The sequence below is a fragment of the Nocardia sp. X0981 genome (genome assembly GCF_977089955.1).
In genome coordinates this window covers 4,196,209-4,216,683 of the sequence record NZ_OZ372435.1, presented here as the reverse complement: position 1 = coordinate 4,216,683, position 20,475 = coordinate 4,196,209, and the positions used below count along the sequence as shown (strand labels likewise).

Annotated in this window: 17 protein-coding genes; 6 read left to right on the top strand and 11 right to left on the bottom strand. The window is 66.9% G+C overall.

Translation table 11 applies throughout. The features are described from left to right. Nucleotides 1–280: 280 nt before the first annotated feature. A complete protein-coding gene (locus ACYR7D_RS18935) occupies nucleotides 281–1,408 on the top strand; it encodes a cytochrome P450 family protein (RefSeq protein WP_459545858.1) in 1,128 nt (375 codons plus the stop codon). A 503-nt stretch (nucleotides 1,409–1,911) separates the two neighbouring features. Here ACYR7D_RS18935 and ACYR7D_RS18930 read toward each other — a convergent pair. Then, nucleotides 1,912–2,322: a DUF5997 family protein gene (locus ACYR7D_RS18930; RefSeq protein WP_459545857.1), complete on the bottom strand. Its 411-nt coding sequence runs from the start codon at nucleotides 2,320–2,322 to the stop codon at nucleotides 1,912–1,914. A 61-nt stretch (nucleotides 2,323–2,383) separates the two neighbouring features. Between ACYR7D_RS18930 and ACYR7D_RS18925 the strand changes: the two genes are divergently transcribed. Further along, nucleotides 2,384–3,319, top strand: a complete 936-nt coding sequence (locus ACYR7D_RS18925; RefSeq protein ID WP_459545856.1) for a LysR family transcriptional regulator — start codon at nucleotides 2,384–2,386, stop codon at nucleotides 3,317–3,319. Nucleotides 3,320–3,358: 39 nt separating this feature from the next. Here the strand turns inward: ACYR7D_RS18925 and ACYR7D_RS18920 are convergent, their stop codons facing one another. From ACYR7D_RS18920 to ACYR7D_RS18910, 3 genes are all read right to left on the bottom strand, one after another. Next, the gene (locus tag ACYR7D_RS18920) at nucleotides 3,359–3,697 is read right to left on the bottom strand and encodes a hypothetical protein (RefSeq protein ID WP_459545855.1); all 339 of its coding nucleotides are present in this window, start codon (nucleotides 3,695–3,697) and stop codon (nucleotides 3,359–3,361) included. A 6-nt stretch (nucleotides 3,698–3,703) separates the two neighbouring features. Then, the gene (locus ACYR7D_RS18915) at nucleotides 3,704–4,057 is read right to left on the bottom strand and encodes a hypothetical protein (protein ID WP_459545854.1); all 354 of its coding nucleotides are present in this window, start codon (nucleotides 4,055–4,057) and stop codon (nucleotides 3,704–3,706) included. Between the two features lie 272 nt (nucleotides 4,058–4,329). Then, entirely contained in the window at nucleotides 4,330–5,658 is a 1,329-nt protein-coding gene (locus ACYR7D_RS18910; protein WP_459545853.1) for a hypothetical protein, read from the bottom strand. Nucleotides 5,659–5,817: 159 nt separating this feature from the next. Between ACYR7D_RS18910 and ACYR7D_RS18905 the strand changes: the two genes are divergently transcribed. Beyond that, complete coding sequence (locus tag ACYR7D_RS18905; protein ID WP_459545852.1) at nucleotides 5,818–6,786, top strand: hypothetical protein; 969 nt, start codon at nucleotides 5,818–5,820, stop codon at nucleotides 6,784–6,786. A 410-nt stretch (nucleotides 6,787–7,196) separates the two neighbouring features. On the opposite strand, the gene ACYR7D_RS18900 is transcribed toward ACYR7D_RS18905, so the two are convergent. From ACYR7D_RS18900 to ACYR7D_RS18890, 3 genes are all read right to left on the bottom strand, one after another. After that, complete coding sequence (locus ACYR7D_RS18900; protein WP_459545851.1) at nucleotides 7,197–7,967, bottom strand: hypothetical protein; 771 nt, start codon at nucleotides 7,965–7,967, stop codon at nucleotides 7,197–7,199. 25 nt (nucleotides 7,968–7,992) lie between these two features. Beyond that, nucleotides 7,993–9,138: an FAD-dependent oxidoreductase gene (locus tag ACYR7D_RS18895; RefSeq protein WP_459545850.1), complete on the bottom strand. Its 1,146-nt coding sequence runs from the start codon at nucleotides 9,136–9,138 to the stop codon at nucleotides 7,993–7,995. A 634-nt stretch (nucleotides 9,139–9,772) separates the two neighbouring features. Beyond that, the gene (locus ACYR7D_RS18890) at nucleotides 9,773–10,243 is read right to left on the bottom strand and encodes a MarR family winged helix-turn-helix transcriptional regulator (protein ID WP_459545849.1); all 471 of its coding nucleotides are present in this window, start codon (nucleotides 10,241–10,243) and stop codon (nucleotides 9,773–9,775) included. 56 nt (nucleotides 10,244–10,299) lie between these two features. Here ACYR7D_RS18890 and ACYR7D_RS18885 point away from each other — a divergent pair, with 56 nt between their 5' ends. After that, nucleotides 10,300–11,139 carry an amidohydrolase family protein gene (locus tag ACYR7D_RS18885; RefSeq protein ID WP_459545848.1) on the top strand — a complete coding sequence of 280 codons (840 nt, stop codon included), beginning with the start codon at nucleotides 10,300–10,302 and terminating at the stop codon, nucleotides 11,137–11,139. A 129-nt stretch (nucleotides 11,140–11,268) separates the two neighbouring features. Here the strand turns inward: ACYR7D_RS18885 and ACYR7D_RS18880 are convergent, their stop codons facing one another. Further along, nucleotides 11,269–12,792: an FAD-binding oxidoreductase gene (locus tag ACYR7D_RS18880; protein WP_459545847.1), complete on the bottom strand. Its 1,524-nt coding sequence runs from the start codon at nucleotides 12,790–12,792 to the stop codon at nucleotides 11,269–11,271. 754 nt (nucleotides 12,793–13,546) lie between these two features. Between ACYR7D_RS18880 and ACYR7D_RS18875 the strand changes: the two genes are divergently transcribed. After that, the gene (locus ACYR7D_RS18875) at nucleotides 13,547–13,777 is read left to right on the top strand and encodes a hypothetical protein (protein WP_459545846.1); all 231 of its coding nucleotides are present in this window, start codon (nucleotides 13,547–13,549) and stop codon (nucleotides 13,775–13,777) included. A gap of 352 nt (nucleotides 13,778–14,129) precedes the next feature. Next, complete coding sequence (locus tag ACYR7D_RS18870; protein WP_459545845.1) at nucleotides 14,130–15,365, top strand: patatin-like phospholipase family protein; 1,236 nt, start codon at nucleotides 14,130–14,132, stop codon at nucleotides 15,363–15,365. 94 nt (nucleotides 15,366–15,459) lie between these two features. On the opposite strand, the gene ACYR7D_RS18865 is transcribed toward ACYR7D_RS18870, so the two are convergent. The 3 genes from ACYR7D_RS18865 to ACYR7D_RS18855 form a co-directional block, all read right to left on the bottom strand. Further along, complete coding sequence (locus ACYR7D_RS18865) at nucleotides 15,460–16,539, bottom strand: hypothetical protein (RefSeq protein WP_459545844.1); 1,080 nt, start codon at nucleotides 16,537–16,539, stop codon at nucleotides 15,460–15,462. Then, nucleotides 16,536–18,839 carry a hypothetical protein gene (locus ACYR7D_RS18860; protein ID WP_459545843.1) on the bottom strand — a complete coding sequence of 768 codons (2,304 nt, stop codon included), beginning with the start codon at nucleotides 18,837–18,839 and terminating at the stop codon, nucleotides 16,536–16,538. The genes ACYR7D_RS18865 and ACYR7D_RS18860 overlap by 4 nt, the downstream gene beginning before the upstream one ends. A gap of 69 nt (nucleotides 18,840–18,908) precedes the next feature. Continuing rightward, nucleotides 18,909–19,805: a hypothetical protein gene (locus tag ACYR7D_RS18855; protein WP_459545842.1), complete on the bottom strand. Its 897-nt coding sequence runs from the start codon at nucleotides 19,803–19,805 to the stop codon at nucleotides 18,909–18,911. Between the last annotated feature and the right edge of the window lie 670 nt (nucleotides 19,806–20,475).

The following is a 20,475-nucleotide window of genomic DNA, read 5'->3' as shown; positions in this document are numbered from 1 at the left end:
GCGGGATGTTTTCGGGCCAACCGCAAAAGACATAAATCCGTTGGCGGAGAACAGCTTAAGGACCTGGCAGCCCTCACGCCGCTCTCGGCTCGGCTAGTATTCCTCCGCAAACCGATGACAAGGAGATTACGTGTATCCGCAGTCCACCCGCCAGGGTGCCGACACGAGCTCACCGATCGCGGACGGTACTCCGGCCCCGATCTACAACATCGAGAACGGCCCCCGGGTCCCGATCTACAGCGAAGAGTTCGCCGCCGATCCCCACCGGGCCTATCGCCAGATGCGCGAAGCCTACGGCGCGCTGGTACCGGTCGAGATGTGGCCCGGAGTGCCCGCCACCTTGGTAATCAACTACGACACCGCCAAAGGTATACTCAGCGACGGCGACCGCTTTCCCGCTGACCCGAGTATCTGGCAGCGGGACATTCCCGACAACTGTCCGATCAAACCGATGGTCGAATATCGTCCCAACGCAATTCGCACCAGCGGCGAGCAGCACCGGCGCCTCCGCAAAAACGTAGTCGACGCACTCGAGCAGGGAATCGACTTGAATTCGGTGCGCTCCATGGTGGAGCAATCCGCCTTCCCGCTCATCAACACATTCTGCGAAACCGGCCGAGCCGACATCCTGAACCAATACGCCCTTCCACTGGTCTTTTCGGTGCTGTGCCAGGTACTCGGCTGTCCCGAGGACATCGGCCAGCGCGTCGCCGCCGCCAGCGCCCAGATGTTCGACAGCGTCGACACCACGCAGGTCAACATGGCTTTCGGCCAGGCCCTGCTCGAACTCACACTCCTCAAGCGCGTACACCCCGGCAACGACGTCACCACCAAGATGATCCAGGACCCCGCCAACCTGACCGACGAAGAAGTAGTGAACCAGCTGGTCCTGCTGTTCGCCGCCGGAGTCGAGCCGCCCGTCAACCTGATCGCCAACACTCTGGTACTGATGCTCACCGACGAGCGGTACACCAGCTACGGCGGCGACGGTCACTTGACGACGAAAACCGCGTTGGAGGAGCGGTTGGCCACCGACCCGCCAATGGCCAACTATTGCATCACCTACCCCCGCCAACCCATCTACGTCGAAGGCCAATTCCTGCCGGCCAATCAACCGGTGATCATCAGTATGGCCGCCTGCAATACCGACCCACAGAAGAACACCGGCGAATTCATCGACAACGGATGGAATCTGGCATGGAGCACCGGCCCGCACGCCTGCCCCGCGCACGCCCGGCCGTTCTCACTGCTACTCGCACAGGAAATCATCGACCAACTGCTGGACGCCCTTCCGGAATTGCAGCTGGAAGTACCTCAGGAACGCCTGGTGTGGCGTCCCGGCCCGTTCCACCGCGCATTGACGGCCCTACCGGTCGTATTTCCCCCTTCTCCTCGGCTCAGCGCCTGACCTTGCGCTTCCTGTCCCACACGTCGAGAAGCACGCCACCGAGTGGTGAACGCGGTGAGCACTGAAGGCCGAGGCGCCGGCGGAGCAGCGCCCGCAAGAGTTCGATTTACGTCCTCGTATCGGCTCAGGCCGCCCCTCGGTTCAGCGCGACGCCGAAGGACATCAGCTCCTACAGCCGGCTCGCGGAGCAGATCGACAAGAAATTGCCCGGCGTCGTCGGTGGCGCCGTCGTGGGCGGCCTCATCGGGGCATGCCTGTTCCTGATCTGGGCGTCAGCACCCCCGTGGGTGTGCTGATCGGTGGAACGGTCGGCGGATACCTCTCGGGCGGCCCGGAGTTCCGCGAGGCGGTGCAGGCGTTCGCCACCGGTCAGCCGGGAACACAGGCAGGTGAACCACGGCCGACCGGTCCCGTAACCGGCCGGCGTGCGGCGTTCCGAGACAGGCCGCAGGGACGCCCGAGCAGAGCTCGTCGCCCTGCGGTCGAAAGCTGTCCGCGGCCGGCTACCTACCCTTCGCCGGCCGGTTGGTCGCCGCCCGGCGTTCGGCCTTCTCGGCCTGGGTCCGTTCCTCCTCGGCGCGCACAGCGGCATAGTTCTCACGTTCACGGATCAGCCACTCCGGTGGGTCCGCGAGGAAGGCGGCGATCTCGTCGGCGGTGAGCGAATCGGACACCCCGGCTCGGGCCAGGCCGCTGTTGGAGACACCGAGCTTGCGGGCCACGATATCGCGAGGGAACGGGCCGGTGCGGCGCAGCTCGGTGAGCCACTGCGGCGGGTTCGCCCGGAGCTCGTCCAGCTCGGTTCGGGAAATGGGGTTGTTCCGGAACTCTTCGGGAGCCGCCGGAAGATAGATGCCGAGCTTGTTCGCCGCGGTCAGCGGCTTCATCATCTGCGGTTTCTTGTCCAGGCTCACCGGAGCAGCGTATCGGGCCGCCGAGCCGGTCCGGCCGCCGCGGTGCCATAGGCTTGCCGGTATGAGCCGGTTCCCCTCGATCGATGTGCAGCGCCTGCGCTGGTTCGCCGCCGTAGCGGAGGAGCTGCATTTCGCCCGCGCCGCGAAGGCGTTGCGCATCTCCCGGCAGAAACTCAGCCACACGGTCATCGACCTGGAGACCGAGCTCGGCACGAAGCTGTTCGTACCGGGGGCACAGCCGACCCAGCTCACCGATGCGGGACGGGAGTTGCTGCGGGAGGCGCGGGAGATCATCGCGCGGACCGAGCACGAGGCGGATACCGCGGAGACCACCGACCCCGCCACGCTGCGAGTCGGGTTCGTACCCGGCGTCACCGTCACCAAATGGGAGCGGATCTGGGGCCGGCGGTTCCCGGATATCCCGCTCGACCTGGTCGCTGTTGCCCAGGCCGACCAGGAGCCGGCGCTGCGCGAGGGCCGGGTCGATATGTGCTTCGTCCGCTTGCCGATCGACCGCGACGGTATGAACGTCATCCCGCTCTATCGGGAGTTGCCCGTCGTGGTGGTACCCAAGGACCACGAGATCGCACTGTTCGACGAGGTCGGCATGGCCGACCTCGCGGACGAACGGCTACAGGACACAGCCGATATCGACACCGTCGCAGCCGCCATCGAACTCGTCGCCGCCGGAGTCGGCGTCGCCATCGTGCCCCATTCGATCGCCCGCCTGCACCACCGGCGCGACCTCGTCTACCGCACGGTCACCGATACCGACGACACCGAAATCGCTCTGGTGTGGCCGTCGGCCCGGACCACCGACTCGGTCGAGGAGTTCATCGGTGTCGTGCGCGGCCGCTCGGAACGCAGCTCCCGATCCCCCGCCGGAAAGCGCACCGAACCGGAACCACGGAAGTCGCAGTCCCCGGGGAAGCGACCGCGTCCCGGGAGAAAACCGGCCCCCGCCCGGAAGAAGCCGGCACGGGGGCGCAAACGCTAGAGTGCTGTGTTCCGCGATCGCGGGACACAGCACTCGCGCTCAGTTCAGTGTGAAGGTGGCCGTACCCGAAATCTGTTCCATCTCCCTGTCGTCGAGTCCAGCGCGACGATCCGGGCCTCTTACCCGGCCGACGCCCGGCACTGCGCCGAAACCGACGATGACACCGTCGACCGTGTTCTGGACGACCCCGTTCACGACGCGGTGCTGCTGCCCGTCCGCATACCCGGTACCCAGGTTCTTGAAGCGCACCGCGACCTTCCGGTCCGCGCAGCTTTCCCCGGTCTGGGCGTCGACCGGTGTTACACCTCGTATCGCGAGCAGTGCGACCGCACCCTCTGCCGGTATCAGCGGCAGGAGGAGGACCGGCGGACCGATCATCGAGGTTCACCGGACTCGCTCGTACTCCGGACCGTCGCATGGTTCGATCCACCACCAGCCGCCCGCCAGTTCCCTGGTGGGGCATGCGGGAACTCCGAACCCGTTGCACGGGCCCGGTGCCGGTGTACCGGCGAAATGCCCGTAACCGTAGGCGCTCTCCGTGACTTCGGCGTAGTCCGCGACGTAGCGGATCGGCGCTCCGTTGCTGGAGCCGAGGTTCGCGATCCGGCAGTTCGGTGTCACGACACACAGGTGATTCGGTAGCTCGGCACCGTAGAGATCGCCTTCGCCGTGCCCGGGCACCTCCACCGTGGCCGCGGCGGCGGCCGACCGCCCCCGGGAGCCACCACGAGCGAGCACCCACACCGATGTACCGGACAACTACGGCCAGGAGCAGATAACCGAAGGCGAACAACGGCAGGTACAGCACCCAGATCCAGTGCAGGAAGAACTCGGCGTGCCGCGTCGCCACAGTAGAGGCCACACCCGATACAGCGATCACCACCCACGGCAGGGCCGAACTGCGCTTTTCGGAAAGCATTCCGGAAATTCAACCGCACAATCCGCGGAGCAGGTGCGGATTCCGTGAGCATGTCGGGAACGCCCACCGCCTGCCGCTCATGCGGTGGCACTTACAGCAGCCACGTCGCTCCGGCTGCTGTCCGGTACGTCCAGTGCCAGGCCACCTGCGGCCACTGTTTCTTCATCGCCGCACGCTGCTTCGCGAACGCCGCCAGCGCCCCCTCGAGCGCGGCCGCGAGACCCTCGCCCACCCCCTGCTCCGGTACCGGGACACGCACCATCAGATGCTGCTTGTCCTGGACGAGGACGAGATCACCCTCCGGCGAACATCCCAGCAGTGTGAAGTTCTTCAATACGCTGAACGGCTTGGCATCCGTCGCGATCTTCGCCAGCAGGGAACCGTCGGCGTCCCATACGTACAGCCCGTAGCGATTCAAGTGGTAGACACGCCCCCGCGTGGGATCCGTTGCCAGCCGATAACATTCGCCGGTGAAAGGACTATCTTTCCAATCGTCCATACCTTCCAACCGGCCGAGTACCTTTCCCTGATCGTCCACCAGCGCGAACGTGAATGCGTTGCCCCGGTTCCCGGCACGGAACAATCCCGCGAATATCGGCACCACGAAACGGTCGTACCCGAGCGGCTCCGGCACGCCGAGAAAGTGCTTCTTCCGACTCCTGTACAACTCCTTCCACTGGGCCGTCACCGTATCGGTGAAACCCCGCGGCCGATGGTCCATCCCCACCGGTCGCCCCTGGAACAGCACATACGGCCGGGTATCGAGTTCGGTCTTCTGGTGCAACGGTCGCTCGTCCATGGACGCGATCGCCCGTAGCACCGGCCGATGGCCGGCTGTCAGTGGGTCATCCGTCACTGCCACCAGGTTGGGCGAGAAACTCCCGTACTCGTTGGTCCCGTACTCCTCGACCAGGCAGAGCAACCGCCCGCCGGGAGCCACCCGGATCCGGGTCGCGAATTGATGCCCGACTTCGTACTCCTCGAACGAACTCCGAAACGGATCGGTCGTGTACTCACCCATGATCCGGGTGAGGTCCGGGTTCAGCAGATAGGTCGCGTCATATCGTCCGCTGAGCGCGACGGTGCCCTCCGGTAGCACCGCGAGCCCGACGGCACAGGTATCTCCGTATTTCGAATACTTCGTGCGATGCGGGAATATCGCCGGCTCGGCGGGTATCTCTTCTCCCCTCGGGTACCAAGCCACCAGATCGAAACCGAACGACTGCTCCGCCGGATCGATCGCCTCCTCTCCACCGTGTTTGTACCGCCCCAGGTGCGATAGCACATACATGTCCCCATCGCTGGAAAACGCCACGTCGTTGTGGGTATACCGCCAACCTGTCGAGTAGGGGGCCGCGAGATCGATCGCATATTCGTCCACCAATTCCGCCGGCAATACCAGCGGGACTGTCCACACCATGCGGCAGATCATGCCCCCTGACACCGACATCCCCACGCGACCGCCGCCGGCATCCGGCCCGGCGCTCCGCCGAACTGGTCGAATCGCCGTCTCGATCGCCACGGGTTAACCTGAATCGGGCCTCGGCAACAGCCCGGCCCGAACACATCAGGGGGAAGTATGCTCGGACGTCTCGTCGCACTCTGCCTCCTTCTCGGATGCCTCACCGCGTGCGGCACGGGAGCCGGCGACGTCCGCGACGCCGGCGGGTACCGGCTCACCGAATCGGCCACCGACACCGACCGGCTGGAGCTACTGCGCCGCGCCCGCGCAGTCGACCCGTGCGCTCTGCTGCCCCGGGAAGTGCTCGCCGAATTCGGCACGGTGCTGCGCGTGTTCAACGACGCCCCCAGTTCGTGCACGGCCACCCTCGACTCCGACGAGCTGCGGGAACGTACTCGGTTCCGCCTCGCCTTCTTCGTCCGGGATCCCGGCGTCCCCAGCCATGAGGAAGGCGCGCCGGTCCGGATGGTCGACGGTGCGGAAGTGACGACCGTCCGTGACCTGGATCGGTTCGGGGAGGAGTTCGCAGACCAGCTCCTCGAGCGCACCTGCACAGTAACCGCCGGATTCCGATCACAGATGACGTTCCAGCTGCACAATTCGAACCCTCTCGGCACCGAGCCCTGTCCGATCGGGGAGCGAATCATGGACGCCGCACTCGCGGCGTGGAAAGACGAACCGCCCATGGGCTCCTCTCCGGATACGGCGCTCACGGTGATCGACGGGGTCGATCCCTGCGCCCCGGCCGCCGCCCTCGGCGTCACGGTACCGGCGGACCGGCAGTCGATGTGGTCGTGCGAATTCGATTACCACGGCGATCAGATCTCGCTGAACTACCGGTACCTCGAGGAGAACCACACCCCGGGGCCGCCGACATTCACGGTAGGCGCGCACCGGGCCTACCGCGTCGACGAGCCCGGCGACGAATTCGTGCAGTATCACGGCCGGATCGGCTCTGCGATCGAGAACGCCGCCGAGGTGGGGTACATGGGGCCGGCCCTGCCCACGGTCACGGTCATGGGCAAGGATGCCGTGGCCGTCGAAGAGGTCGTCCGCCGTGTCTTCTCGCTGACACCGGCGCCGTAGGAAGCGCCGAAGGTCTGGGCGCCGGCGTATTCGGCGACCTGCCGTTCCGGTGAGCGCGGCCCGGGCCAGGAGTGCGCGCTGATTCCGCCGGTCATCGCCCCCGATGCCGAAGGCCGGCTGGTGGGCACCGGCCTCCTGATGAGCGGCGATGCGTTCGGCAGCCTCGGCGCGGGAATCGGCAGGGTTTCTTCGAACGATCGCCCGTAGGCCCCGGTGGTTCCGGCGGCGGTATCGGCCACAGCCACCTCCGGCCCCGGACGGCTCCGGCGCGTAACCCCGTATCGATCAGGTGCACCCCGGCCGCGCGCACCTCGATCAGTGCCTGCCGCGGGCCCGGCACCGGGTCGGGTACCAGTTCGTGCACCAGTTGTTTCGGGGTGCCGGACTTGTACTGCCGTATCGCGTACACCTCAGCTCCCCGTGTTCCCGGTGGTAGCTGCCGGACCGATCATCCGGTAGATGATCGGCTGGGCGGCGATATCGTTGGCGGCGAAGTTGGCCAGCACGAAGGCGCGGAAACTCGGCCGCAACAACAGGCTCGGCAGGAATGCGCGCACCGTGGGCCAGGATGCGTGGTTGACGAGGGTGTAGTCACCGGGCTCACCGGGCAGCGGGCGCATCGGCACCGAGTCGGGCAAGGCGGTTTTGCGCTGGAACCAGCCCGCGGTGTAGCGCCAGACAGCGAAAACGGTGTCCTGGTCCGCGCAGTGGAAGTAGTTGAAAAGGAACCAATGGGCGGGATCGTGGTCGACATCGGCGATCCGGGCGGGGCTGCTCGCCGCGATCCGGTGCACATGCCGGGCCTTACCGGTCAGCAGTGCTACCAGTTCCTGCCACGCCGGGTCGGCTCGTACCCCCGCCAGATCGGCGACCGTGCGGGTGCGTACGAGGACGACGAGATCGTAGCGGGCCGGGCGCACTCCGGCCCGGCGCAGTAATGCGCCGCCCTCACCGGGAGGTCGTAGTGCCGCCCGGAAAGCTGTCGCCTCGAGGACATCGGCTCGGTTGCCCAGCCGCGTACAGAGGAGACCGAGACGAGACGAGATGTGGCCGCGTACTCGGGTGGGAAGCGGGAACGGTCCGGCCCAGCGTCCTGTTTCAGCGGCCAGCAGCAGGAATCCGTTGTCGGTGGGGCCGGTCAGGCGTGCTTCGACGGCCAGATGGTCTCGGATGATCTTCACGACGGGCTCCTTTCGTGGGAGGGGGTCAGCGGCGGTCGAGCCCGGACAGGCGCCAGGCCAGCCGATTCCGCACGGGTGCGGCCTTACCCGCCAGCGCCATGACGGTGTTCCGCATCGGCCGGACTCGCGCCGACGCGGTGGCCAGATCGGTGAGCCGGCTCGCGATGGCGACCACGGCTCCGGCCGTGCGGTGCCGGGCGTCGGCGTATTCGTCGAGCAGGGTCTCCGGTTCGCCTGCCAGCACACGGGAAAGGGTCGTCGCGGCCGTCACAGCGTCCTCGATACCGAGGTTCATCCCTTGCCCACCGGCCGGTGAGTGCACGTGACCGGCATCCCCGGCGAGCAGGACCCGGCCGTGCCGGAAGGTATCGGCGATACGGTGGTGGACGCGGAAACGCGAGCCCCACACCACTTCTTCCACCACGACCGGGTCGGCCTGCGGGCCGCGTTCGTCGAGCAACCCTTGTACGAACGCGATATCCGGGTCGCGCGGCGCCTCGTCCACGGTGGCCACGATCCGGAACATCCCCTCGGGCAGCGGCGCGACCACCACGAGCCCGGCCGGCGAGAAGTACAGGATGACCTCGTCGGTGGGCACTCCACCGGAGAGGCGGACGTCGGCGAGGGTGAACGATTCGGCATAGGCGCCCCCGGTGAATCCGATCCCCGACTGCTCCCGCACCAGGCTGTGCATACCGTCGGCCGCCAGCAGATAACGCGCCCGCAGCGGCTCCCCCTCCGCGAGGGTGGCGGTGATCGCATCCGATTCCTGCGAGATGCCGGTGACCACGGCCGGGCGGGTGACCTTCCCGCCCAGCTCGGTGAGGCGGTCCAGCAGGAATTTCTCGGTATCGGCCTGAGAGATCATCAACGTGTACGGGTAAGCGGTGGGCAGTTCGTTGAACGGCACCGCCATCAGCAGCCGGTCCCGGTCGCGGATCGCGAACGTGGGAGTGTGCACACCACGGTCCACCAGGGCCGGCACCACACCGTAGGGCTCCAGTATTTCCAGGGTGTGCGGATGCACCACCGCCGCACGGGAAGTGTTGACCCCCTCGGCCTGCCGGTCGACGATCACGACGTCGTGGCCGAGTTGTTCCAGCACGACCGCGGCGGTGAGGCCGACGGGACCGGCTCCGACGATCAGCACATCGGCGATGTGGTTGTTCATGACAACTCCTTCAGGTCAACGCTTGTTGTCTTCAAAGCTAGAAGGGCGATTCGCGATTGTCAACACATGTTGGCCAACATTTGTTGACCCAAGTATTCGCCCCCATACCCCCGGCCACCGCCATCCGGGTAGACGCGCGTGGTGGCGACCCGGAGCAACGCGGATCACCACCATGAGCCGCCCACCGGACCGGCGATCGTCGCGACTCAGCGCAAGAATGCGGTGAGCCGCGGGGTGATCCGCGTGGGGCAGTCCTCGCGCACGGTGTGCCCACAGTCCGGGAGCACGTGGCGGTGGCATCAGGGATACGTGCGGCCAGACGACCGGCCCGGGTCGCGGGCAACCAGGTATCCGCGCCGCCCCACAGGACGAGGGTGGGTGTGGTGACCCGCCCCGGACCGGCATCGATGAGCCGGTAGTCCGGATCGCGCCACAGCGAGAGGAAACCGGCGCGGTTGGCGGGACGGGAGAACGGCGCGTAGAGCTCGTCGATCACCTCTTCGGTGATCAGATGCTCGTTCTGAAAGGTGCCGCGAATGCTATCGGCACAGAACGACCGGGCAGTGAGATTCGTGGCCGGCGCCGGGATCACGTCGCGCCACGAGTAGGCCCACAGCCCAGAGGGAGATCGCGGTCATTCCCGGCGGTCGCTTTCCTTCACATCACCCCGGTACCCGGGAGTCGCGAGGGCCTGATCCAGGGCGGCGAGCAGTTCGGCGAACCGGGCGCGACCCTCTTCACCGAGCGCGTCGAGGACGAGATCGTTGATCGTCTCGACGACCTGTTGCGCACGAACCGCGGTTTCGGCTCCCCGGGGTGTCAGGAAAAGGGCCACAGCCCGCGGATCGTGTTCGCTGATACGCCGCTCGACGAGGTCCGCGTTCACCAGACGCCCGACCGCGGCGACGAGCGCCGATTCGCCGAGGCGGAGCCGCCGGGCGATATCGCGCTGCGAACACCCCGGATCGTCGGCGATGACAGCCAGGATCCCGGATTGCGCGGTGGTGACATCCGCGGCCTCGATCAGCATCCGATCGGACCGTTTACGAAAGGAATGTGCGACCTGCTGAATGCGGCCGACCAGCCGGTACGGATCCCTTGCCATCTCTGCCACCTCACCCCGATACTTTACTAGTGAAGTATATACGCGAAGGGAGTCCCATGGGTGTAATCGATGTCTGGGCGCAGCAGGTGACCCCGCGGATGGCCGCACAACCGTGGATGGCCTCGCTACTGCGCTGGACCGGTAAACAGCCCTCGGATCTGACGGCCGGCGTGGACATCACCCTGCGGGAGATGGATGCCGCGGGAGTGGATCTGGCGTTGATGTCGGCATGGTACGCACCGAGCGGACCGTTGATTAGCAACCAGGACGTCCAGGCGCTCGTCGACCGGGCACCGACCCGGTTCCGCGGCCTGCTCGGAGTCGATCTGCACGATCCGGTCCGCGCCGCGCGGACCGTGCGGGAACTGGCCGGTGAAGTCTTCGTGGGCGTTCGTATCGTGCCCTGGCTGTGGGAACTACCACCCGACCATCGGCTCTACTACCCGGTATACGCCGCATGCGTGGAGGCAGGCCTCCCGGTCTGTACGCAGATCGGGCACACCGGCCCGTTGAAAACCTCCGAAACCGGTCGTCTCATCCCCTATCTGGAGCGGGTGATGCTCGACTTCCCGGACCTGGTGGTCGTCGGCGGCCACGTCGGATTCCCGTGGCTGGACGAAGTCACCACCCTCACAGTGAAATTCCCGAACTTCTACGTCGACACCTCGGCCTACGCACTCGACCGGCTCCCCGCCGCTTTCCTCACCTACGCGCAGGGGCTGGGCCGGGGGCGCGTCATGTTCGGCACGAACTACCCGATGATCAGTCCCACCAGAGCGCTGTGCCACCTCGACCACCTGGGATGGGACGAGGAGACCGTGGCCGGCTTCCTGCACGGCACCGCCCGCCACGTCTTCGACCTTCCACACACCGGAACCGACGGAGATCTCCGGTGAACGGGTCGGACCCGGACCGCGGCGCCGCACCGCCGGAGGACTCGGCACACAACCGGCACCACCCGCTCTCCGCGGAAGTCGTGCCGGACATAAGAAAGCCGAGGTGAATCCGCGTGCGGGCACGGCGGATCACTGCGTCACCGGCGGGATGCTCTGCTCGTACCGGAAGACATTACGGGGGTCGTACTTCGCCTTGATCCTCCGTAGCCGCTCGAAGCCCTGTTTCCCCCAGTAGGCGGTCTCCCACTCCTGCATTCCGACGTTGGGCACGTTGACATAGGCGCCGTCCACATAGGACCGCAGCGCCTGGCTGAACTCCGCGGTCCAGGCCTGGGCCTGTGCGGTCAACGGATCGCCGACGCCCGGCCGCGTCGAACGGGTCCCCCAGGCCGCGCCGATCTCGCCGTAGAAGAGGGCGTCGCGATGCGCGAACGCCGTACCACCACGGGGCTGCCGCTGGATCGCCCCGCCGAAGGCATCGACGAAGTAGTTGCTCTCCTCCGTAGGAGCGTTTCGCATGAAGTCACCGATGATATCGATCGCCTTCTTCGGAAAGCACTCTTTGGCGAACTGCGAGAAGAACTTCCAATTCGCAGGCTCGCGGGTGATCGGGATCTGGGCTCCCGCGAAGATATCGCCCCAGTTACCGACCTGCACCGTGACCTCGGGCGCGCCGACCGACAGGATCGGAGCCAGCATCTGTTCGGCCTGCGCCGCCGTCCCCTCCGCGAGCCACGCGGACAGCAGGATTCGGGACTTGTGGATCTCGAGTTCGGATCCCAGACGGCTGTCGGCGGACGGCACCGTGCGCTGCCATGCGTCGAAGACCCCGTACAGGTCTCCGAACCCATCCCATGCCGCCTGCACATAGGCGAGACGGGCGAGCGGATACACCCGGTAGGTGAGTTGTGTGACGATCCCGAAGTTACCGTTTCCGGCTCCACGCAGCGCCCAGAGCAGGTCCGAGTGGTGCTGTAGGTCCGCGTTGATCACCTCGGCGCAGTCGTGGCCCGACGGGACGACGACTTCGACGGCCAGGAGGCTGTCACAGGCCATACCGAGCCAGCGACCGAGCGGCCCGAGGCCACCCCCGAGCGTCGCACCGCACACGCTTACACTGCCCTCGCTTCCGGTTGTGAGCGCAAGGTCGCGCTTCGCGAGCGTCGTCACCGCTTCCAGCTGGTTCAGTCCGGCGCCGACCGTCACGATACGAGCGCCGGGGTCGATCCGGACCGATTTCAACCGGCTGACATCGATCACGATGCCGTTGTCGATGTTCGACCAGCCTTCGAGAGCGTGACGGCCGCTGCGCACCCGCACCGCGACATTGCGCTGCCGCGCCCACGTGAGAGCGTTCACCACATCCCGGGTTTCCTGCGCGAAGACGATGACCAGCGGATAGTGGGAAAAGAGCTGATCCCAGCCGAGTCGCGCCTCCGTGTACGAGGCGTCGCCGGGACGGACGATATGGCCGGTCAGCGTCGCGGGTGGGCATCCCGGTTCTTCACCGGGACGACCCCCGGCCACCACTCCGGGGGCGCTCGGATCCGCGATACCCGGCGTGTCCGCGGCGGTGAGGCCCGGAACGACGATGGCTCCGACACCGGCGGCACCCGACGTCCTGAGCAGGTCGCGGCGAGAAAGTTCGCTCAAGTCCAGATCCTCTCGATCGGGCTGGGCAGCGCCCGGATGCCGAGGCAACTCTCACCCGCCGGCCGCCGGGCAGTCCTTCATGGTCGACCCGCACGTTAACGGGGGAATGTGGCGGTGTGCCCCGACACGCCAATCGAGGATCCCGAGTAAGTCACGTCACCGACCATCGGGTTGCACATACCCCAACGGGGTATTGAATTCTCGGTATCCACTACAGCAAGAACGGAAGGCCGCGACGGTGACCACTCGGACCCGCCCTCACCACCATGGCGAGCACGCCGCTCACACCGGCCACACCGGGCACGGCCACCATGCCGGGCACGGGGAACACGCCGGCCCGGCAGCGGAGCGCCGGGCGGACTCCAGATCACGCAGGACGGGTACACCCTGGCATCGGCGCAACCCATCACCGAGCCGGGCGAGGCCGACTTCCGGTTCCGGATCCTGGGCCCGGACGGGAAGCCGGTCACCGATTACACCGCCGTCCACGACCGCGACCTGCACCTCATAGCGGTGCGGCGTGAACCGACCGGGTTCTGGCACGTACACCCCGAACTGGGCGCCGACGGGATCTGGGCGGTGCGGCCAACCCTCCCGGAAGCGGGCGCATATCGCGTCTTCACCGATATCGCCCCACGCGCACTCGGGAAGACCATCACCCTCGGCGCTGGTATCGGCGGCCAACGGTCTCGGCACCCTGCTCGTCGCCCTGTCCCTCCCCCACGTCCTCGACCGTCTCGATGCCCGGCCGGTCGTGCTCAGCGGCGCGGCCACTCTGCTCGCCGCACTGGGAACAGCCATCGCTCTGTCCTTCGCCACCGCCGGTGATCGGCGCCGGCCCGCCGCGCTCGCCGTATGGGCCGGCATCGGTGCGGGCACCGCGGCGATACTGACACCCACGGGACAGGTACTGCGTCGCTCCTCCCGGCCGACCGGCCCGCGCCGTTCGCGGCCCAGTTCGCACTGTCACACCTGGCGTGGCTGATCACCTACCCGATCGCCGGATGGCTGACCACCGCTGCCGGTTTCACCACGACCCGGGTGCTCCTCGCCGCCCTCGGCGGCACGGGAACCGCAGTGGCGCTGCGGATGTGGCCACGCCACGATCCGGAGGTGCCGACCCACCCCGCGCGAGGCCGGCCGCATCGATCCGGCGCGGACGCGCGGCCCTTCCGTTGCCGCCGCACAGGACGAATTGCCCATATCCTGGCGGGCGATCCATGCCCGGTTCCGGCGTCGGCAACACCCCACGACCGGGGGTTTCGACTCGAGAATGCCACGGATGTCTCCCGACGCATCACGAAGCGGAAACTTCACTGGAACGAAGGAGGTCGCTGGTGATCGACCGGTCTGGCACCCAGCCGCGCCGGGTGAGCGTCGTCGTGGCGGGCGCGGGGGCCCGCGGTGGCTACGAGGCGGGCGCGCTCTCGGTGCTGGTGCCGCGTCTGCGCAACGCGGGAGTGGACACGGTGCGGTTCATCGGTACCAGCGCCGGGGCCGTCAACGCGACGATCTTCGCCGCCCTGTCGCATCTGCCGCCGGACGAGCAGGCTCAGCAGGCGCTACGGGTGTGGCGCGACATCACCGTCCGCGATGTGTTCCGGTCCCCGGCCATCGGCCTCCCTCATCTCGTCGGCCGCGCTGCCGGTCAATTGCTGGGGATTCCGGGAGTGCAGTTGACCAGTCTGCTCGACACTTCTCCCCTGCACCGCACGGCCCGTACCGCCATCGATTGGAAATTCCTGCGCCGCAATATCGCCGAGGGACGGGCCACGTTGGCAGTGGTCGCGACATCCGGTGCGGACAATCGCACCGTGGTGTTCGTCGATCGCGCCGACACGGCACCACTGCCGCCGTCCGACGAGGAACGGCCGATCGATTACGTGGCCGCCGAGATCACGGCCGAGCATGTGCTCGCCTCGGCGGCGATTCCGGTCGTGTTCCCACCCGTACACGTCAGCGACCCACCACAGTGGGCCGGTTGGTACCTGGACGGCGGGATACGGCTCAACGCGCCCCTCAAACCTGCCATCGCGCTGGGCACCGATGCGATCGTGGTCGTGGCGACCCACCCTGTAGTCGATGCCGTACCACCGGCACCGGCGAACCACCGGCCACCCGACGTGGACGATGTCATCGTGCGGTTGTTGGACGCCGCGCTGGTCGACCGGATGATCGAGGATGTACGCACGCTGGCCGAGGTCAATACCGTGGTGGACTCGAGCGTATCCGCCACCGCGACCGGGCTACCGCGAAGAATCATCCCCTTCCTCCCCATCACGCCGCCCACACGAGCGACCCTGGGCAACCTGGCCGAAGAGATCGTCGCCGCTCGATGCCCTCGCCAGAGCGGAATCGTGTCGACGCTGCGTCAGGCAGAACTACGGATATTGGGCCGCGCGCTGGGCGGCGACGGACCCCGCCGCGGCGATTTGTTCAGCTATCTGTACTTCGACCGCGAATTCATCGAAGCATCCATCGAACTCGGTCGACGTCACGCCGAGGCCGCACTTGCCGGCGCACCGGCCCACCAGCTGCCATGGTGGATCGGACCACGGGAATGCGCTCGATGATGCCGCCCAGCTCTCTGCGCGGTTCGTCCCCGCCGCCGGCGATCGGCCCGACCCTTTCGAACAGGCCCCCGACCCGTGACGATTCGAGTGGCCATCAGCGTGGGACGGGTCGAAAGGCCAACCAGCGCGAAGTGCTGGGCAGAAATACCAGGATCACCACGGCCACGTTCACCGCAGCCCCTACCACTCCGAAAGCGGTCGGCGCGATATCCACGGATCCGGCCCTGGTGGTGAGGCTGTCCAGCGCGGCATTCAGGGTGAGCGACAGAACCAGCGTGCCGATACCTCCCACCCCGATCAGCAGACGTCCGCCCCTCCGGCGGGCGAGCAGGAGTATCCCCCCGCTCAGCAGCAGAAGCGCGAACAGCGCGGTCACCGCGAGCAGCAACTCGATCCTGCGCAGATCACCGCTCGCATCGAGAGAGGGATCGGCTTCGATCAACGGGATCGCAAGCAACCCGGCAAGGCCCCGGACCCCGCCGAGCAGCGCGAGAACGGCTGCGATCATGGCGGTTGTCGCCGAAGGCCGGACCGGTGCCGCCGGTGCCGCCGGTGTCCCCGGCCGCGAGGGCGGGAACGCGGGATTCCACTGCCGCGCCACACCGTACGGGGCGGTCGGCGCGGCGAGGGAACCCGGTACGTGGGTGGGCACACCGGGCAGAGGCACGCCGGGCCGGAACATCCGGGTATGCCGGATCTTCTCGGCGGTGCGGAAGTAGCTGCGCGAGACCGGACGGGCGAAGAGCACGAGTGTCGCTGTCGTCGCCAACAGAGTCGCCGCGGCGACCGCTCGACCCATGGTCTCGAACCAGCCGACGGAGCTGTATTTCCCAGCGCCCAGAAGAGCGAGGTCGAAAACGACCACGGGGATGCCGATCGCCCACGGCAATACCCGGGCCGAAGGCCTACCGAGACCACTCGACACCGCGAGCCGTACACAGAGGGCGGCGAACGCGACCGCTACGAGAACGAAGGCGATCAAACCGGAGATGGCGGCACGACCGGCCGCCCCATCACCTGCTCGTTCGCTGTGGAAGGCGCTCGCCTCGGGCAGGGCGAACAGTGCGCCGATCGCGGCGACGAGCGCACCCGCGGCCACCCCCGTGTAGAGATAGCCCGCCAGCCGAACCACACTCGGAGCCCGCGACGGCCGCCGAACATCGAAAGTGCTCATGAGCCCGGTCCTGGCGAGGCGATACTCGCCCGGCGACGCCACACCAGTAATCCACCCGCGGCGATCCAGGCGAAAACCGGTAGGGCCACGGCCGGGTAGAACCAGGGGTTCGATGTGGCCGGGGTCGGTGCGGTGAATGCGGCGGCCGGTGGCCGGGAGGTGGTCAGACCACCCAGCCAGACCTCGCTGCCGTCCCCGACAGGGCCGTACAGTGCGTTTTCCGTGGACGCGGCCAGCGACGGGTGTTCCCGGGCGAATACGTCGGCGCCGATTCGATTTCGATCGATCCGGCTGAAATCGACGCCACCGTATACGTAGTTCGTGGTGTAGATCATGTCACCGCTGGTGGAGGTGTGCGTAACGTTGAACTCGCCGTTCCTGTACGAATCCACGTAGCGGTCGAAGACCTCCCGCGGCGACCACGGCTCCCGCGACTGCCACGGGGTGATATCGCCCGAATCGATCAGCTCGGAGTACGCGGTCTCCTTCGTGGTGCTGCGGTCGCGGAACCATTCGGCCGCGACCCGGCTGGCATAGACCCGCCGCAGGTCGGCATATTCGGGAGCGTTGTTCACCGCGTCCTGGATGCGGGGCAGGATCATCGTCCGGTAGACGGACTCGTTGTGACGGGTGGTGGCTGTGTCCTGACCACCGCATCCACCGATACCACCGACTCCCGGGGTCGCTATGACGTCGGATTCCATCTTCACCTCGAGCGGGGTGTCGAGAATGTAGAGCTCGTTGCCACTGTCACGGACCGTTGCCGTCGCCGGCACGATCCACTGACGCATGGATACGCATTTGGTTTCACCGTGTAGCGCCGCCCAATAGGTCCGGCCACTCGGGGTATCCGGATGGATGAATCGAGCAACCAGCCTCTTCATGGCCAGATCGGCCTCGAGGAGCACACGCCCCGCGTCGGTACGGCCGAATTCCGAGTCGATGATCCGATCCGGTTCGTCCGGGTTGAGGTTCACGGTGAAAGCCGACGGGGGAAGCGCCAGCCAGACGAAGAACGAATCCGACGCGAGTTGCGCGGCACGTCGGCCACCGAAGGACTGCTCGTCCGCGGTGGCCGGCTGATCGGCCTTGAACGCGTACTGCGCGCTGGGACCGTTGTGGTAGGTGTCCGAAACGTAGCGCAGTTCGAGGGTGGCGAAGTCCACCCCGCCCAGATCGTCGGCGACGGCATCATCGGCATCCGCTGTCTGCCCCGTCTCCCGCGCGTAGTCGTCGACGATCCGCCGATCGAGTTCGGCGTTCTCCGCCGCTTCCGCCGGTGAATCCGGCGAATTCGCCACGGCTGTCTCCAGCCCGCCGGGCAGGCCGTAGTGTCCCGGCAGGGCGAGCGGGGCAGGTGAGCCACCACCGGCCGGAGGGGGCGCCGGACCACCGCCGGGCGCGGCCCTCGACCCGCCCGGTGGGCCCCAATCCGGCCGGGGCGGGGCGTGGGCGTCCTCCGGAATGGGCACCGGAACGGCGGTGGAGGGGTAATAGCGCGCCACGATGACCACTCTGTTGAGCGGCTGCCCCGGCGCGAGACCCGCGTTCTCCGGAAGGGCCCGGTTGACCTGGTCGATCAGGGCCAGCGCTTTTTTCGACGGTGGCTTACCGAACAGATACTGGAAAACCTTCCCCTTCGCCTCGGCGATGGTGACGAATCCGTTCAACTGGTCGCGGCGGACATTGTTGGTGTACTTCAACTCGAAAGCGTCGACCTCGGTATCGGAATACGCATCCGGTTCTCGGCCGATCCCGGTACCGGGAACCGGCTCCCCGAACCGCCAGTGGCTGCCGGAGAACAGCGCTTCCCTGCTCCGGACCAGCGGTTCGAACGCCCACCCGCGGTGGCGATTGTTGGTCATGACGACATATCGTGCGCGGTAACGAGCGAACGAACTCTTCCCGCCGGTCGCCTGATACGCCTTCCACCGGGCATAGAAATGCGCCGGACTGCCCGCCGTGTAGGCCTCGGGCTCGTCCAGTGAATCGAGATACCGCTGAAAAGCACGGAATTCCGCCGGGAACCTCCGACGATCCGGCGGTTCCGGAAGTTGCAGTACATCGTCCGCGCTCGGGAATGTGAACGTGGGTGCCGGAGTGCCTTCGGGTAGCGGCGCATTCGGGTCCAGGCCCAGCAGATGCTTCGGCCCCACGACGGGACTCTCGGGCGGGGAACTCGGCTGCGCGATACCCGCGGGAGACGACAACAGGGCCAGCAGCGCACCGAACAGCACAACAGCGACCACCGGACGCAGAAGACCGGCCGAGCGGGGCTGCTCCACGAGGCAAACGATCACGGCCTGGTCTCCTCCCCCGAGGACCGATAGCGAATTATCGCTCAGTATAGGAATATCCGGGTCGCCGCGTCACCCGCCGGCGCGTACGTATCTGGCGCGCAACGTACCCCGGCGGCCGGTGGCAACGAACTCGTCGATCGGGAGAATCGGCATCACGATATCGCCGTCCGAGCCGGCCTGCTGTACATAGGGATCGCCCGCGTAGACGTTGTCGATCTCCGGATCCTCACTTCGGTACACCCACACACCACCTCTGATCCGGCGTACCGCCTCGCCGAAATACCACACCGCGCCTTCGACGAGATCACGCTGTTCCGGCGTGTAGAGGTCGTGCGACGACGGAACGCGTTGCGCCAGCACATCCTCCAACGAATCCAGGGATTCCGGACCGAAATCCCACACCGCACCGGCGCCGAATGTGGTGCGCCACCGCTCGAAGGCGTTCCTGCGCTCGGCCACCCAACTCTCGATGTACCGGGCGTCGGACTCGGCCATCTCGAACGGGTCGACACCCGGCGTCGGTTTCTTGCCGGGGGTCCAGCGGGGGTCCACCGCCCGCAACCGCTCCGCGGCTTGCTCCCACTCGGCGAACACGTCGGTGAACACCCGCTCGGTCTGCTCCCGCACCGCCCGCGCGACCACCCGGCGGGGAAAACATTCACGAAGACCGAGTTCCCTGCCGGCACGAACGACCGGTTCCTCCGCGCTCCAGCCCCATTCACCGCCTGCCGCCCTCAGCAGCATCTCACCCAGATATCCCGCTGCTCCGTCGGCGATAGCGCGCCGCGCCGGATCGCCCAGCTCCGCGGGTTCACCGAAGTAGTCCAGGAGCTGCTTCTCCAGAGCGTTGAGCGATGCGGGCGAGAAGTCGAGCCGGAATCCGTTCGGCTCCTCCAGCTCCTCCAACCCGAGAAGGTTGAGGCTGATGCCATCCACCCAATCGGCAAGACGCTCATCGGTGGCCACAGGTACTCCGATCAGTCGGAAGGCGTGAGCCCGCACGGTGTCCCGAAGCCCTGCGAACGATCCGGGAGCGCGGTCGGACCCGCGCACTCCGCCTCGGTTCGCGGGAGTGCGCCGTGCTCACCGTATCCAACGCGGTGGAACATCCACCAGTACCGGCACCGGCCATGCGCAGAATCGGCCCGGCACAGAAGAGGTGGTCGATCCGGCCCGCCGGGTACCACCACGAACACCGCGTTCCGGGCCTTGGCGAAGGCTCGGGCGTCGACCGATGCCCCCGCGCGGTCGGGACGACCCGAAACTCCTCGGTGCCGGGCCGGCGGTGATCCCCGGTACTGCTCGACCGGAACCCGATCGGCGATCCGGCACTCGGTCCGCACCCCGTCACGAAGACGGCGTCCGGCCCGTACCCGGTCTCGATGGCGGCGTACGGGCCCTGAGCCGTCGAGGTCGGCGAAGAATGAGCGTCGCAGTGTATTCATTCTTCCTGTACGACAAGAACACTCGAGCCGGATGAACCGTAATCTACACGCAGCCAATAACATCCCGATCGCATGCGATCAGAACCTTTCTGGAACACTGACGCTCGGCGAGCCTCTTCCGCACACCGATGAGCTCGTCGCATCCACCGAGCTACAGCGATACGAGGGGGCGGGAATCTTCGGGCGTCACC